Here is a 13,455-nt window from a genome sequence, read left to right on the forward strand (position 1 = left end):
TTCCTTCGTAAAACGGTTTGCGTCCTGATACGGAAACTAGACGTTTATGGTAAAAAAACCGTACCGCGTTATGACACGATTCGGAATTGGCGCCAAACGCCAAAAAGTTGGCCGCGGCCAACATCGATTTCTCCCCAGAAACACCGTCCTACCCGCCCGCTTCCATCACCGAAATGAATCGATGCCGCCGACCGATTCAAACAACTGATTGGACCGTGAATCCTGGCTATAAGATAGTGTCGGCATGAGAAAGAACGACATTATCCTCTATGGCGAAAGGCGGGATCCGCGCCGAAACATGGCCCGCTTCTACGCTCTCGAAATTACCGGCGATCTTCTTGGCGGAATAAGGCTTGAACGACGCTGGGGGCGCATCGGCCAACGCGGTCGCCTGGCAGTGGAAATGTTTCCGACTTTTTCGGAGGCGCAAGCGGCGCTGGAAGCCTGGCGTGCCAAAAAATTCTCGACATCGAGAAACAGCTACAGGCCGCCGGCGAGCGCCTGATAGCAGAAGCGCCGGGCAATCCGCCCGGCGCGACAATCAGAGGATAGAGTGGAGCGTCGAAATCAAAATCTCGACTTCCACCGTGGTGGTGGAAATCCCCGGCGACAGGCGCAACACCGCGCCGCGATGATCGAGATAGATCTGTTTCCGCTTTGCGGCCGAAACCATGTCGGCCGCATGATCTGGGCTTTGCGCCTTGATCATCACGCTGCCGCCACGTTGGTTCGGATCGTGTGGCGAAACCAGCGGTAAGCCGAGGTCCCTCGCCGCCTCGATCAACATGTCAGAAAGAGCGAGATTGTGCGCCCGCAATGCCGCCACGCCACTCTTCATCACAAAATCGAGGCCCGGCTGTGAGGCGACGGCAGCCAACACCGCCGGCGTGCCGTGATCGAAACGCCGCGCATCCGGCGCATAGGCGAACGTATCCAGCGACCAGTTGAAGGGGTTGGGCTGACTGAACCAGCCGCGCAAGTCCGGCTTCACTGTGCGCAGAAGTTCAGGCCGGACATAAAGCGCGCCGGCCCCGGAATAGCCGCACAGCCATTTCAGCGACGAGCCGAACACGACGTCGCAATCGCCGACCTTGAAGTCGAGTATGCCGACGCCCTGGGTGATATCGACGGCGACGAGCGAACCCGCCTGGCGCGCCTTCGTCAGAATAGCGTCGAGATTGGCGCGCTTGGACGCCGTGGAGGTGACCCACGTCACCAGCGCCACCGCCACATCCGAGCCCAGTTCTGCCAGGAAATCCTCATCCTCGACGAAATCGGCGCCGGGACGCTTTCCCACAGTGTCCAACCGGAAGCCCCGGCTTTCAGCCAGGCCGGCCAACAAAAAGTGCAGGCTCGGAAAACAATCCTCGGCAATCAGAATGCGCTTGCCGCGCAGACGCTCCGGCGGTAACCCGCCAATCACGCTTGCAAGGGCCACGGTGACATTCTCCGTGGTGGTCATGGACCCTCTAGCGGCGCCGATCAGATCTTCCCATGTGTTGACGAAACGGCTTCGCGCCGCGAGCGCCTTCGGCCACTGTTCGTCGTCCAGGCTCGACCAATCCCTGGCGAAGGCGGCCAACGCCGCCTGCGTCTCTTCCTCCTTGCCAGGGAAGTGGCCGATCGAGTGATACAGGAAGTAGCCGGCCATCAGCATCCGGCCTCGGCTTTGTCGTGGATGGCCTCGCGCACCACGCCGTAAGAAGCGCCCCAGGCGTCCGTCATCTCGGCGCGGATATCCCAGAGTTCGGGGAAAAAGCGGTGGCGGGCGCCCGCCTGGAGAATATCGACCGGACGGCCCTTCAGCGATCTGGAGCCGAGACCGATGGAGCGCTGGATGAGATAGACATGGTTGGCGCGGAATTTCTGGAACAGTTCGTCGAATTCCACCAGCGCCTCGGCGGCCACATAGCTGTCGCCATGGTCATATTTGCCGTCATAGACATCCTTGACCGTCAGGCCTTTGCCGTCGAGATAGCTTGCCTTGAACGCATCCCAGAGATCATAGGGCATACGCAGCAGAAGCTTGAAGCCGGGCGATTCCTGCCCGGAGCCGTTTCCGAGCTGCAGGCGGATTTCCTGATATTCCTTCGGCGACATGGTTTCGAGCACGTCGAGCTGCTCGGTCATCAGCCGCATCAGGCGGTGAACGCGGCCCATCAGCGTGACCACACGATGCGTGTTGGCCTCCTTGAGATAGCCAATGACATCGACGAGCGTGTAACAGATCAGCTTCATCCAGAGTTCTTCGACCTGATGAACGATCTGGAACTGCAATTCGTCTGCATTGCAGAGATCGTCCAATGGCTTCTGACAGGTCAGCAGGCGATCGCAATTGAGATAGACGCCGTAATCGAGCATCTGGGGCTGTTCGATCATGTCGTAATAGTCGCGCTTGGTCTTCATGTCGGCTTCTCCCGCTGAACATTTCAAGTATCAACCATATCCCGCGACAGGACGAACAATGTCTTGAATTCACCCTCCGGTCTGACAAAGTGCGGGTCAACGTTTCTCATTCCTCCGATTCATCAGGACATCGTTCCATGGACCAGATCGACCGCAAAATACTCCATGCGCTCGAAAAAGACGCGCGGACCTCATTCGCCGATCTGGCCGATATGGTCGGTCTGTCGAAAACGCCATGCTGGACGCGGGTCAAGACACTGGAAACGGCGGGCTACATCACCGGCTACCGCGCGCTTTTGGACCCGAAGCGCCTCGGCTTTTCGCTCGAAGCCTTCATCCATGTTTCGGTCGATCTGACGCTCGCCGACCAGTTCGAAGCAGCCGTCATGCGGCAACCGCTGATCTTACGTTGCCACGCCACCACGGGGGACGCGGATTACACACTTCATATCGCGGCCGCCGACATGCCCGGGCTGGACCAGCTTCTGAGAGATGTGATCTGCCGTTTACCGGGCGTCCGTAAATTCGTGACCTCGATGATCACGCGCGACGTGAAGCCGGCGGCGCGTCTGATGCCGGCCGCCGACGGTCTCTGACGATTTCCGGGGAGGGGAGGGGCGCTGCAGCGAATTCAAGTCGGATAATCTTGACTCGTCATCCCCTAAACGCTCAACCGTTCCGACAAGCATCGCAACGCAGACATCTAGAGAAACGGGAAGACTGCAAATGAGCATCGAGCAGAAGGGTAAGTCGATTGCGAGCCTTGCCGCCTCCATTCAGACAGGCGCTCTCGACCCGCGCGACCTCATCGAGGAGACGCTCGACGCCATCGGCAATTATCCGGATCAGGCGATTTTCACCTGTCTCACGCCCGAACGGGCGAGGACGGAAGCAGAGGCCTCCTCGAGCCGCATCCGCGACGGTCGCTGCCTGGGACTTCTCGATGGCGTTCCCTTCGCCTGGAAGGATCTCTTCGATGTCGAGGGCGTAACGACGACCGCCGGATCCGTGGCGCTCGCCGATCAGCCGCCGGCGACAGAGGATGCCGATGTCGTCAGATCTTTGGCCGCCGCCGGCATGGTGAGCGTCGGCAAGACCAATATGAGCGAATTCGCCTTTTCAGGCCTCGGGCTCAATCCTCATTACGGGACGCCGCGCAATCCGGCGTCCGTCAATGACGATCGCATCACCGGCGGCTCCTCGTCCGGTTCGGCGGCGGCGGTAGCTGCTGGTCTGGTTCCTGCGGCGATGGGCACCGATACCGGCGGCTCCATTCGCATCCCCGCCGCCTTCAACGGCATTGTCGGTTATAAAGCCACGCGAGGCCGCTATTCGATGAAGGGCGTCTATCCGCTCGCGACGAGCCTGGATTCGCTCGGTCCGCTTTGCCGTACGGTGCAGGACGCCGTCTGGATCGATGCGGCCATGCGCAATCTCACGGCGCCGCAGATTGCGAGACGGTCTCTCGTTCGCCAACGCTTCGTCATCGCCGACACTGTTTTTTTCGACAGCGCCGAGGAGGGCGTCGTAAAGGTCTTCGAGGCTGCAGTGGAGCGTCTGGCGCGCGCCGGCGCGGTCATCCGTCGTCAGGCTTTTCCGGTGATCTCCGACATCTTCGCGCTGATGGCCGAGCGGGGACCGCTGGTGACGGCCGAGGCTTTTGCTCTCCACAAGGAGAGGCTTTCGGGACCGGACGCAGCGCGCATGGACCCGCGCGTCGTCGCCCGCGCGCGTTTCGGCGAACGTATCACTCTTCCCGATTACCTCCACATTCTCGAGCGCCGTCAGGCGATGCAAGCCGCATTTGCGGCTGCGCTTGCCCCTGGCGAATGGGTGCTGACGCCGACGCTGCCGCATGTCGCACCGCTGATCGAACCGCTGCGCCAGGACGACGACCTGTTTTTCGCCATGAATGGCAAGACGCTGCGCAACACGCTGATCGGCAATTTTCTGGATTGGTGCGGCGTCTCGCTGCCCTGCGGCTTCGGCGATGCCGGCATGCCCGTGGGCCTCTTGCTGTCGGGACTTCCCAATAGCGATGACGACCTGCTGGCGACAGCGCTTTCGGCGGAAGCGGTCGTGCGGGGTGAGCGCTAAATTTGTTTGATTAGATCAAATAGTCTGATACGAAAGGCGCTCAACTCGTTCGGGCGCGCCTTCATTCATGAGCAGAAATTTCCTCGTCATCGAGCCGGAGGAGGGCGCCACCGTCCTCAAGGGTCTCGCTTCCCCCCTTCGCGTGCAAATGCTGAAACTGCTGCACGAGAAGGGACCGATGAATGTCAACGACATCGCGGCCGAACTGGACCTTCCGCAATCCACCGTTTCCACCAATATCCAGGTTCTGGAAGACGGCGGCTTGATCCGCACGGAAAACCAGAAGGCCCGCAAAGGCAGCCAGAAGATCTGCCATCCCACCTATGAGGAAGTGCTGGTCGTCTTCAAAAGCGCCTACAAGGCGGTGAAGACCGACGTCATTGAAGTCTCCATGCCGATCGGCCTCTATACCGGCTTCGAGGTGACAGCGCCCTGCGGCCTCTGTTCCACGGAAGGCATCATCGGCCTGCTCGATGTGCCCAACGCCTTTCTCGATCCGGACCGCATGAATGCCGGGCTTTTGTGGTTCACGCGCGGCCATGTCGAATACCAATTTCCCAACAATGCCAAGCTCACCGGCGCCCAAATTCGCGATCTCGAACTGGCGGTGGAGTTGAGTTCCGAAGTGCCCGGCACCAGCGCCGACTGGCCCTCCGACATCACGGTCGCCATCAATGGCAAGGAGATTGGAACCTGGACGTCGCCCGGCGATTTCGGCGACAAGCGTGGCGTCTATACGCCAGACTGGTGGAAGCTGAAGGGCTCGCAATATGGCAAGCTCAAGAACTGGCGGGTGTCCGCTGACGGCGCCTATGTCGACGGGGTGAAGATTTCGGACGTCACCATCGGCGACCTCGATCTGCTCCATCACCACTCGATTCGTGTGCGGATCGGCGTGCGCGACGATGCCCGGCATCCCGGCGGCATCAACATTTTTGGACGCGGTTTCGGCAATTACGACGAGGACATCGTGCTGCGCATCCGGACGCTTTAAAAATCACATTCTACGATATGGACACATATTCAACGATATCAAGGGACTAGACATCTAAAGCTGGCGCACCGGCCTTCAAAAGTCATATTTTTGAGCCGCATAGCCTTGACCTCCCCGCCTAAATGATGATTGATATCACTCAAGATGATTTAAATCATCGGCTATGATATGTATGGGAGGATAGCATGAAGGCGACCGTTACGGCGCATGCGCGTTATATTGTTTCTGAAATCGATCCGCGCCTGTATGGATCCTTCATCGAACATCTAGGCCGCGCCGTCTATACCGGCATCTACGAACCGGGCCACGCCACGGCCGATGAGAATGGCATGCGACGCGACGTGATCGATCTCGTGCGCGAGCTCAATGTGCCCATTGTGCGCTATCCCGGCGGCAACTTCGTCTCCGCCTATAACTGGGAAGACGGCGTCGGCCCGAAGGAAAACCGTCCCGTCCGCCTCGACCTCGCTTGGCACACGTCCGAAAGCAACGAAGTCGGACTGCATGAATTCGCCGACTGGTGCTCCTCCGTCGGCACCGAGATGATGATGGCCGTCAATCTCGGCTCGCGCGGTCTCGACGAGGCCCGCAATCTGCTCGAATACACCAATCATCCCGGCGGAAGCTATTGGAGCGACATGCGCATCCAGAATGGTCGCACCGAGCCCTTCGACATCAAGCTCTGGTGCCTCGGCAATGAAATGGACGGTCCCTGGCAGATCGGCCACAAGACCGCCGATGAATATGGCCGGCTTGCCCATGAGACCGCCAAGGCCATGCGCGCCTTCGACAAATCGCTGGAGCTCGTCGTCTGCGGCTCCTCCAACGCCAAGATGCCGACCTATCCCTCCTGGGAAGCGACGGTTCTCGACCATACCTATAACGAAGTCGATTACATCTCGCTGCATATGTATTTCGACAACAAGGCCGGCGACACCGCCAACTACCTGGCCCAGAGCAAGAAGCTCGATGACTATATCGTCTCCGTCGCCGGCGTGATCGATTTCATCAAGGCCAAGAAGCGCTCATCGAAGAATGTCTATATCTCCTTCGACGAATGGAATGTCTGGTATCACTCGGCCGAACCGGACAAGAAGATCCTCGGAGGCGCCGAAGGCTGGCCGTTTGCGCCGCCGCTTCTGGAAGACATCTATAATTTCGAGGATGTGCTGCAGGTCGGCCTGATCCTCAACACCTTCATCCGCCGCTCCAATGTGGTGCGCATCGCCTGCCTGGCGCAGCTCGTCAATGTCATCGCGCCGATCATGACCGAGCCCAATGGCGCCGCCTGGCGGCAGACGACCTTCTATCCCTATCTGTTCGCCTCGCTCTATGGGCGCGGCCGGGCGCTGGATCTTTCGGTGGAAAGCCCGACCTATTCCGCGTCCGCCGTCGGGGAGGTGCCGAGCCTCGATGTCTCCGCCGTGCATGACGCCGAGACAGGCCATGTCGCCTTCTTCATCGTCAACCGCTCGGACGCGCCGGTCGCGGCCGAATTCAGCATCGAAGGCTTCGGCGACAATGCGCCCGTCATCGTCGATCATCAGGTGATGACGCATTCGGATCTCCGCGCCGTCAACAGCGCCGCCAATCCCGACAATGTCGTTCCGAAGAAAGGGGAGGGGGCTCGCATCGACGGCGGTCGCCTCAGCGCCGACTTCGCCGGCTATTCCTACCAGATGATCCGGGTCAAGGTCTGAGAGGTGGAAACGTCAGGACTTCTCGGGAGGAGGTTGCGGTGACGGCTGAGATCGAAATCAAGGAAGTCAGCAAACGCTTCGGGGCGTTGACGGTGCTCGACAAATTGTCGCTCACCATTCCCTCGCACGAATTCGTGGTGTTCCTGGGGCCGTCGGGCTGCGGCAAGTCCACGCTGCTGCGCATGATTGCCGGGCTGGAAAGCGTCGATGACGGCGAGATCCGCATCAATGGCGAGCGCATCGACGCGCTGCCGCCCGGCCAGCGCGGCGTGGCCATGGTCTTCCAGTCCTATGCGCTCTATCCGCATATGACCGTGCGGCAGAACATGGCGTTCGGGCTCGAAAACATCTCGGTCGGCAAGGACGTGATCGCGGCCCGCATCCAGGAAGCCGCGCGCATGCTGGAAATCGGCCATCTGCTCGATCGCAAGCCGGGTCAGCTCTCCGGCGGACAGCGTCAGCGCGTCGCCATCGGCCGCGCCGTGGTCAAGGAGCCCAAGGCCTTCCTGTTCGACGAGCCGCTCTCCAATCTCGACGCCGCGCTCCGCACCCGCACCCGCATCGAGCTTGCGCAACTGCATCAGAGGCTGAAATCGACGATGATTTTCGTCACCCATGACCAGATCGAGGCGATGACGCTCGCCGATCGCATCGTGGTGATGAACAATCGCAAGATCGAGCAGATCGGCGCGCCGATGGAGATCTATGATCGCCCGGCCACCCGGTTCGTCGCCGGATTCGTCGGCGCGCCGGCGATGAATTTCATCGATCTCGACAGGCTGGAAGCAATCGATGGCGTCTTCGTTGCGCAAGCGGCGGACGGCCTTCGGGTCAGGACCGAGATCGACGCGGCCTCCACCCCCGCGGGCAAGACGGCGCTCGGCATCCGCGCCGAAAGCGTGGGCGTCGCGGGCCCCGGCCAGGGCGACGTCGATGGCGTTGTCGACGTGCTGGAGCGTCTCGGCGATCGCACGCTCGTTTACGCCAGACTGCCCGGGGGACAGGTCATGACCGCCACCGCCGAAGGGCAATCGCGGCTGAAGATCGGCGAGCGCATTTCGCTCCGCATCGACGGCGCAAAGGCGCATCTCTTCGATGAAACCGGCCGCGGCTGGCATGCGCGGGAGGCGGGCCATGGCTGAGACCCGGCCTCTCCGTATTTCGAGCCGCGACATCAACGCGCCGGATTGGAAAAACGCACTCTTTGTCGCGCCTTTTCTCGCTGTGTTCACCGGCCTGCTGGTCGCGCCGCTGTTCTGGGGCATCTGGCTGAGCTTTCACAAGGCCGACACCTTCTCGACCGGTCGCTTTGTCGGCTTTGGCAATTATCTCAGGCTGTTCAAGGACAAGGTGTTCCTGCAATCGGTCTGGAACACGCTCTATTTCGTGCTGTTGACCGCGCCGACGCTTGCTGCGCTCGGTCTGTTCCTGGCGCTGGCGCTCAACCGGCGCACCCGGGGCGCCGCTGTCATGCGCACGCTGTTCTTTTCGTCCTCGGTTCTGTCGGTCACCATCGTCACCCTGATCTGGCGCATTGTCTTCATTCCGAAATATGGCATGCTCGCCACCATTTACGGCTGGTTCGACGCACCGGCGCCCGCCTTTCTCTCCGATCCCAATCTGGCCATGTTCGGCATCGCCATCGCCACAATCTGGTGGTGTATCGGCCTGCCGATGATGCTGTTTCTGTCGGCGCTGCAGCAGATCCCGCCCGATATCTACGAGGCGGCTGCGCTCGACAACGCCAGCCGCTGGCGGACGCTGACGGCGATCACGCTGCCCTCGATCAAGCGGACCTTCGTGCTCGTGCTGATCATCCAGATCGTCTTGCAGTTCCAGCTGTTCGGTCAGGCCTGGCTGATGACCAAAGGCGGCCCGAACAACCTGACCAAGCCGATCGTGCTCTACATCTACGACACGGCGTTCCGCCGCTGGGATCTCGGCCTGGGCGCCGCCGCCTCTGAAATCCTGTTCATCATCATCCTGATCGCCGCGATGGCGCAATATCTGCTGACCGGACGAAAAGGAGACGCCAGATGAGCGGCCTGTCCAATTCGCCGGCCTATGGCCGCAGCCTGGGCGACCGGGTGATCCTCTGGCTCGCGATCCTGCTGTCGCTGCTGATGGTTCTTCCGGCGATCTGGGTGATCGGCCTGTCGCTCAAGAACAATGCCGAGCTGATGGTCGATCCCAACTCGGTCTTTCACCCGCCCTATGTGATCGAGAACTATCTCAACATCATCAACACCTCGGCGGTGTTCCGTTGGGTGATGAACAGCCTGATCGTCTCGATCGCCATGACTCTGGGCACGCTTGTCCTGTCGTCGCTCGCAGGCTATGGCTTTGCGCGGCTGAACTTCAGGGGGCGCGACGCGCTGTTCGTCATCGTGCTGCTGGGTTTGGCAGTGCCGGAACAGGCGGTCCTGGTGGCGCGCCACCAGATCTTCAGCCTGCTCAAATGGCACAACACCTATCAGGGGCTGATCCTGCCGGGCCTGTCCAGCGCCTTCGGCGTGTTCCTGATGACGCAGTATTTCCGCGCCATTCCACGCGAACTCGACGAAGCGGCCTTGCTAGACAATGCCAGCCGCTTCCGGATTTTCTGGAAAGTGCTCTTGCCGCTGACGCTGCCCGCGCAGGCCACGCTCGGCATCTTCACCTTTCTCGGCTCCTGGAACGACTATTTCTGGCCGCTGATCTCGGCGACCAAGAAGGACATGTACACGCTGACGGTGGGCATGGCCTCGACCCAGACCAATTTCGCGCAGTCGGAAGGTATCGGCTATCTCATGGCGCAGGCGGTGTTCGCCGGCGCGCCGATCCTCGTCGTCTATCTGTTCTTTCAGAAATACATCGTCACGGCGGTGTCCGGCGCCGCCGTGCGTTAGCAGAGTTTATGGAGGCCCCGCTCTTGAGCGGGGAGAGTTTCAACGACAGCCGGACCGGGAGGGTCCGGCGCAATGGAGGAGACTATGATGCGATCGACATTCCTGCGCACTGCGCGCGCCGCAATCTCGGCATTGGCGCTGATGACGGCCTCTTCGGCGCTCGCCGATCCGGTCGAACTGACCGTGCAGCGCTTCTTCGGCGCCTGCGAAGCAGACTTCGGCGAAAACACCGACGTCGCCAAGGCGGTTGGCGAATGCGGCATCATCACCTCGCTGATCAACAAGTTCAATGCCGATAATCCCGATGTCCATGTCACCGTGACCACGGTGGAATGGCCGGGCTACGACCAGCTCAACGCCCAGTTTTCTTCCGGCGACGCGCCCGACATCGTGACGATCCACGAATCCGCTCTGTCGGACTATCAGTCGAAGGGGCTTTTGCAGCCGCTGGATGATATCCTCGCCTCGGTCGGCGTCTCCAAGGACGTCTTCACCGACGCCGCCGTCAAGGGCGTCACCAAGGACGGCAAGTTCTACGGCCTGCCGATCGACACATGGACCATGCTCTACCACATCAATATGGACCTCTTTAAACAGGCCGGCCTCGTCAACGCCGATGGCACGCCGATCTTGCCGAAGAGCCCGGAAGAGTTGATCGCCCAGGCCGAGCAGTTCAAGGCGAAGACCGGCAAGCCTTATTTCGTCCAGAACCTCGCCAATGAAACCGCGCTCTACATGCGCAATTTCTACACCTACCTCTTCCAGCAGGATTCGGATTTCTTCGCCGATCCCAAGAACATCAAGCTCAACACGCCCGAGGCTAAAAAGGTCGTCGAGATGTATAAGGCGATCTTCGACAAGGACCTCACGACCAAGGATCTCGACTACGGCGCCTCCATCAACGCCTTCCTACAGGGTGAGGGCGGCGTCCACCTGAACGGCACCTGGGTGGTGGGCGATTATGATGCGTCGTCGAAGACGGCGGGAACCGCGCTGAACAAGGGCGGCTACGCGGTCTACCCCTATCCACAACTGTTCGGCGGCGCCAAGGCGCAGTTCGCCGACGGCCACAGCTGGGCAGTCTCCGCCAAGGAGCGCACGCCTGAACAGACTGCGGCCATCGCCAAGTTCCTGAAATTCTTCGTCGACAATGATTTCGAATGGTCGCGCACCGGCCATCTGCCGACCATCAAGTCGGTGATCACATCCGACGCGTTCAAGACTCTACCGCATCGCGACACGATTTCCGTGGTCGCCGAACTCGGCCGCCCGCTGCCGTCGGAAGTTCAGCGCCAGTTCGCCATTCAGGACATCCTCGGCGAGGAACTGGGCGCGGCGATTTCCGGCCAGAAAGAGGTCGATGCTGCGCTGACGGATGCGGAGACACGCATCAACGAATTGCTCGCCAATCTCTGATCTCCCAGGCGAGGCGCGGAGCACGCGCCTCATCGCCAACTGGGCGCCTGCGTCGGGTTCCGCAGGCGCTCTTTTTATGTCCGGGCTCTTCAGCCGGCGTCGGACATCTTTTCCCGCGTCTCGACTGCCATCGCCGTGGCAGGGGAGGGGGCCATGCGCTCGATCATGCCGCGGGCGATTTCGTTTTCACCCATGATCACTTCGTCGGCGCCGAGTTGGGTGAGATGGGCAACCTCCTCATCGGAATGAGCCCGGCAGAGAATTCGGGCCGACGGGTTTGCGGCGCGGGCAGTCTCCACCACCTGGCCGGCTTCGAAGGCGTTGGGGATGGCGATCAACACCGTGCGCGCCGATGCGAGATTGGCAAGAGCCAGGACACTGGGCGAGGCGGCATTGCCCACAATCACCTCTATGCCGGCTTCACCGAGCGCGCGGATGCGGCTTTCCCCGTCTTCGATGACCAGGAATGGTTGGCCGCTTTCCCGCAAAGCTGCGCCAATGCGACTGCCCACACGGCCGTAGCCCACCAGAACCGTGTGATCGATGAGAGCGGTCGGCGCAACCTCCGCTGTCTCCGCCTCAGCCTCGACAGGCGCCGGCTCACTATGCGTGTCAGCCGCTTTGGCCGTCGCTGCGGCGGTCGTACCGGCGCGGAGCACCCGAGCCTCGACCGCCGGACGAATCCGGTCGCACAGGAAGAACACGAGCGGATTGAGAATGATCGAAATGATCGCGCCGGCGAGAATGAGGTCGCGTCCTTCCGTGGGCAGGAGGTTGAGCCCAACACCGAGTTCGGCGAGAATGAAGGAGAACTCGCCGATCTGCGCGAGACTGGCCGAGATGGTCAGCGCCGTGCCCGCTCCGCGCCCGAAGGCGACGACAATCGCAAAGGCGGCGAGGGATTTGCCGAGCACGATGATCAGCACGGTCGCAATCAGCGGCAGCGGCTGCTCCAGCACGATGGCCGGATTGAACAACATCCCGACCGAGACGAAAAACAGCACGGCGAAAGCGTCGCGCAGCGGCAGGCTTTCCTGTGCGGCGCGATGGCTGAGCTCGCTTTCGGACAGGATCATGCCGGCGAAAAAAGCGCCCAGCGCCAGCGACACGCCGAACAGTTTCGCCGCGCCGAAAGCGACGCCGAGCGCGATGGCCAGCACGCCGAGGCGGAAAAGTTCACGCGAGCCGGTATGGGCGATGCGGTGCAGAATGGCGGGGATGACGCGACGTCCGACAACGAGCATGAAGGCGACGAAGGCGGCAACCTTGATCAGCGTGATCACGATGACGGCGCCGATGCCGAGATCGAAATTGAGCGCTTCGCTCAACAGGATGGCGACGGAGTCATGCGATTGCTCGGCTTGGCCGCCGATCACGCCCGCCGCAGCCGGGATCAGCACCAGCGCGAGCACCATGGCGAGATCTTCGACGATCAGCCAGCCGACTGCGATGCGACCGCGATCACTGTCGACCAACCGCCGCTCCTGCAAGGCTTTCAGCAGCACGACGGTGGAGGCGACCGAGAGCGCCAGGCCGAAAACCAGGCTGCCGCCCAGCGGCCAGCCCATCAGCGCGCCCAATCCCCAGCCAAGCAGGGTCGCAAAACCGATTTGCACCATCGCGCCCGGAACTGCGATCATCCGAACCGACAGGAGATCTTTGAGCGAGAAATGCAGGCCGACCCCGAACATCAGCAGGATAACCCCGATTTCGGCGAGTTCGGCGCCGAGACTCTGATCGGCAACGAAGCCAGGCGTGTGCGGCCCTACCAAAATGCCGGCGATCAGGTAGCCGACCAGAGGCGGCAATTTCAGCCGGTTCGCCAGAGCGCCGAGAATGAAGGCGAACACGAACCCCGCCACCAAAGTCGAAATCAGCGGGGTCGCATGATGCATCAGATGTCCTCCAACTGGAAAATCGCGAAAAAGGTGCTAAATAAGATTGATAGTGACCA

At 61.0% G+C, this 13,455-nt stretch carries 12 protein-coding genes; 9 read left to right on the plus strand and 3 right to left on the minus strand.

The window, feature by feature from the left end:
• Positions 1-244 precede the first annotated feature (244 nt).
• Complete coding sequence (locus E8Q41_RS04035) at positions 245-505, plus strand: WGR domain-containing protein (RefSeq protein ID WP_137154230.1); 261 nt, start codon at positions 245-247, stop codon at positions 503-505.
• A gap of 36 nt (positions 506-541) precedes the next feature.
• Here E8Q41_RS04035 and E8Q41_RS04040 read toward each other — a convergent pair whose 3' ends face one another.
• Both E8Q41_RS04040 and E8Q41_RS04045 read right to left on the minus strand, forming a co-directional pair.
• Positions 542-1,651, minus strand: a complete 1,110-nt coding sequence (locus E8Q41_RS04040; RefSeq protein ID WP_137154231.1) for an aminotransferase class V-fold PLP-dependent enzyme — start codon at positions 1,649-1,651, stop codon at positions 542-544.
• Positions 1,651-2,406: a tryptophan 2,3-dioxygenase family protein gene (locus E8Q41_RS04045; protein ID WP_137154232.1), complete on the minus strand. Its 756-nt coding sequence runs from the start codon at positions 2,404-2,406 to the stop codon at positions 1,651-1,653. The genes E8Q41_RS04040 and E8Q41_RS04045 overlap by 1 nt, the downstream gene beginning before the upstream one ends.
• A 137-nt stretch (positions 2,407-2,543) precedes the next feature.
• Between E8Q41_RS04045 and E8Q41_RS04050 the strand changes: the two genes are divergently transcribed.
• The 8 genes from E8Q41_RS04050 to E8Q41_RS04085 all read left to right on the plus strand — a co-directional run bounded on the left by E8Q41_RS04050 (position 2,544) and on the right by E8Q41_RS04085 (position 11,501).
• Positions 2,544-3,002: an Lrp/AsnC family transcriptional regulator gene (locus E8Q41_RS04050; protein ID WP_137154233.1), complete on the plus strand. Its 459-nt coding sequence runs from the start codon at positions 2,544-2,546 to the stop codon at positions 3,000-3,002.
• A 136-nt stretch (positions 3,003-3,138) separates the two neighbouring features.
• Positions 3,139-4,503, plus strand: a complete 1,365-nt coding sequence (locus E8Q41_RS04055) for an amidase (RefSeq protein ID WP_137154395.1) — start codon at positions 3,139-3,141, stop codon at positions 4,501-4,503.
• A 67-nt stretch (positions 4,504-4,570) separates the two neighbouring features.
• Entirely contained in the window at positions 4,571-5,497 is a 927-nt protein-coding gene (locus E8Q41_RS04060; protein ID WP_137154234.1) for a helix-turn-helix domain-containing protein, read from the plus strand.
• A gap of 185 nt (positions 5,498-5,682) precedes the next feature.
• Positions 5,683-7,197: an alpha-N-arabinofuranosidase gene (locus E8Q41_RS04065; protein ID WP_137154235.1), complete on the plus strand. Its 1,515-nt coding sequence runs from the start codon at positions 5,683-5,685 to the stop codon at positions 7,195-7,197.
• 38 nt (positions 7,198-7,235) lie between these two features.
• Entirely contained in the window at positions 7,236-8,339 is a 1,104-nt protein-coding gene (gene ugpC / locus E8Q41_RS04070; protein WP_137154236.1) for a sn-glycerol-3-phosphate ABC transporter ATP-binding protein UgpC, read from the plus strand.
• Positions 8,332-9,237 carry a sugar ABC transporter permease gene (locus E8Q41_RS04075; protein ID WP_246660071.1) on the plus strand — a complete coding sequence of 302 codons (906 nt, stop codon included), beginning with the start codon at positions 8,332-8,334 and terminating at the stop codon, positions 9,235-9,237. The genes ugpC and E8Q41_RS04075 overlap by 8 nt, the downstream gene beginning before the upstream one ends.
• Entirely contained in the window at positions 9,234-10,085 is an 852-nt protein-coding gene (locus tag E8Q41_RS04080) for a carbohydrate ABC transporter permease (RefSeq protein WP_137154238.1), read from the plus strand. Before E8Q41_RS04075 ends, E8Q41_RS04080 begins: the two co-directional genes overlap by 4 nt.
• Before the next feature lie 87 nt (positions 10,086-10,172).
• Positions 10,173-11,501, plus strand: coding sequence for an extracellular solute-binding protein (locus E8Q41_RS04085; protein WP_137154239.1), 1,329 nt, complete (start codon positions 10,173-10,175; stop codon positions 11,499-11,501).
• An 89-nt stretch (positions 11,502-11,590) separates the two neighbouring features.
• Here E8Q41_RS04085 and ybaL read toward each other — a convergent pair whose 3' ends face one another.
• Complete coding sequence (gene ybaL, locus E8Q41_RS04090; protein ID WP_137154240.1) at positions 11,591-13,396, minus strand: YbaL family putative K(+) efflux transporter; 1,806 nt, start codon at positions 13,394-13,396, stop codon at positions 11,591-11,593.
• Positions 13,397-13,455: the final 59 nt, after the last annotated feature.

The organism is Rhizobium sp. FKL33 (genome assembly GCF_005222915.1).
GTDB lineage: Bacteria > Pseudomonadota > Alphaproteobacteria > Rhizobiales > Rhizobiaceae > Rhizobium_E.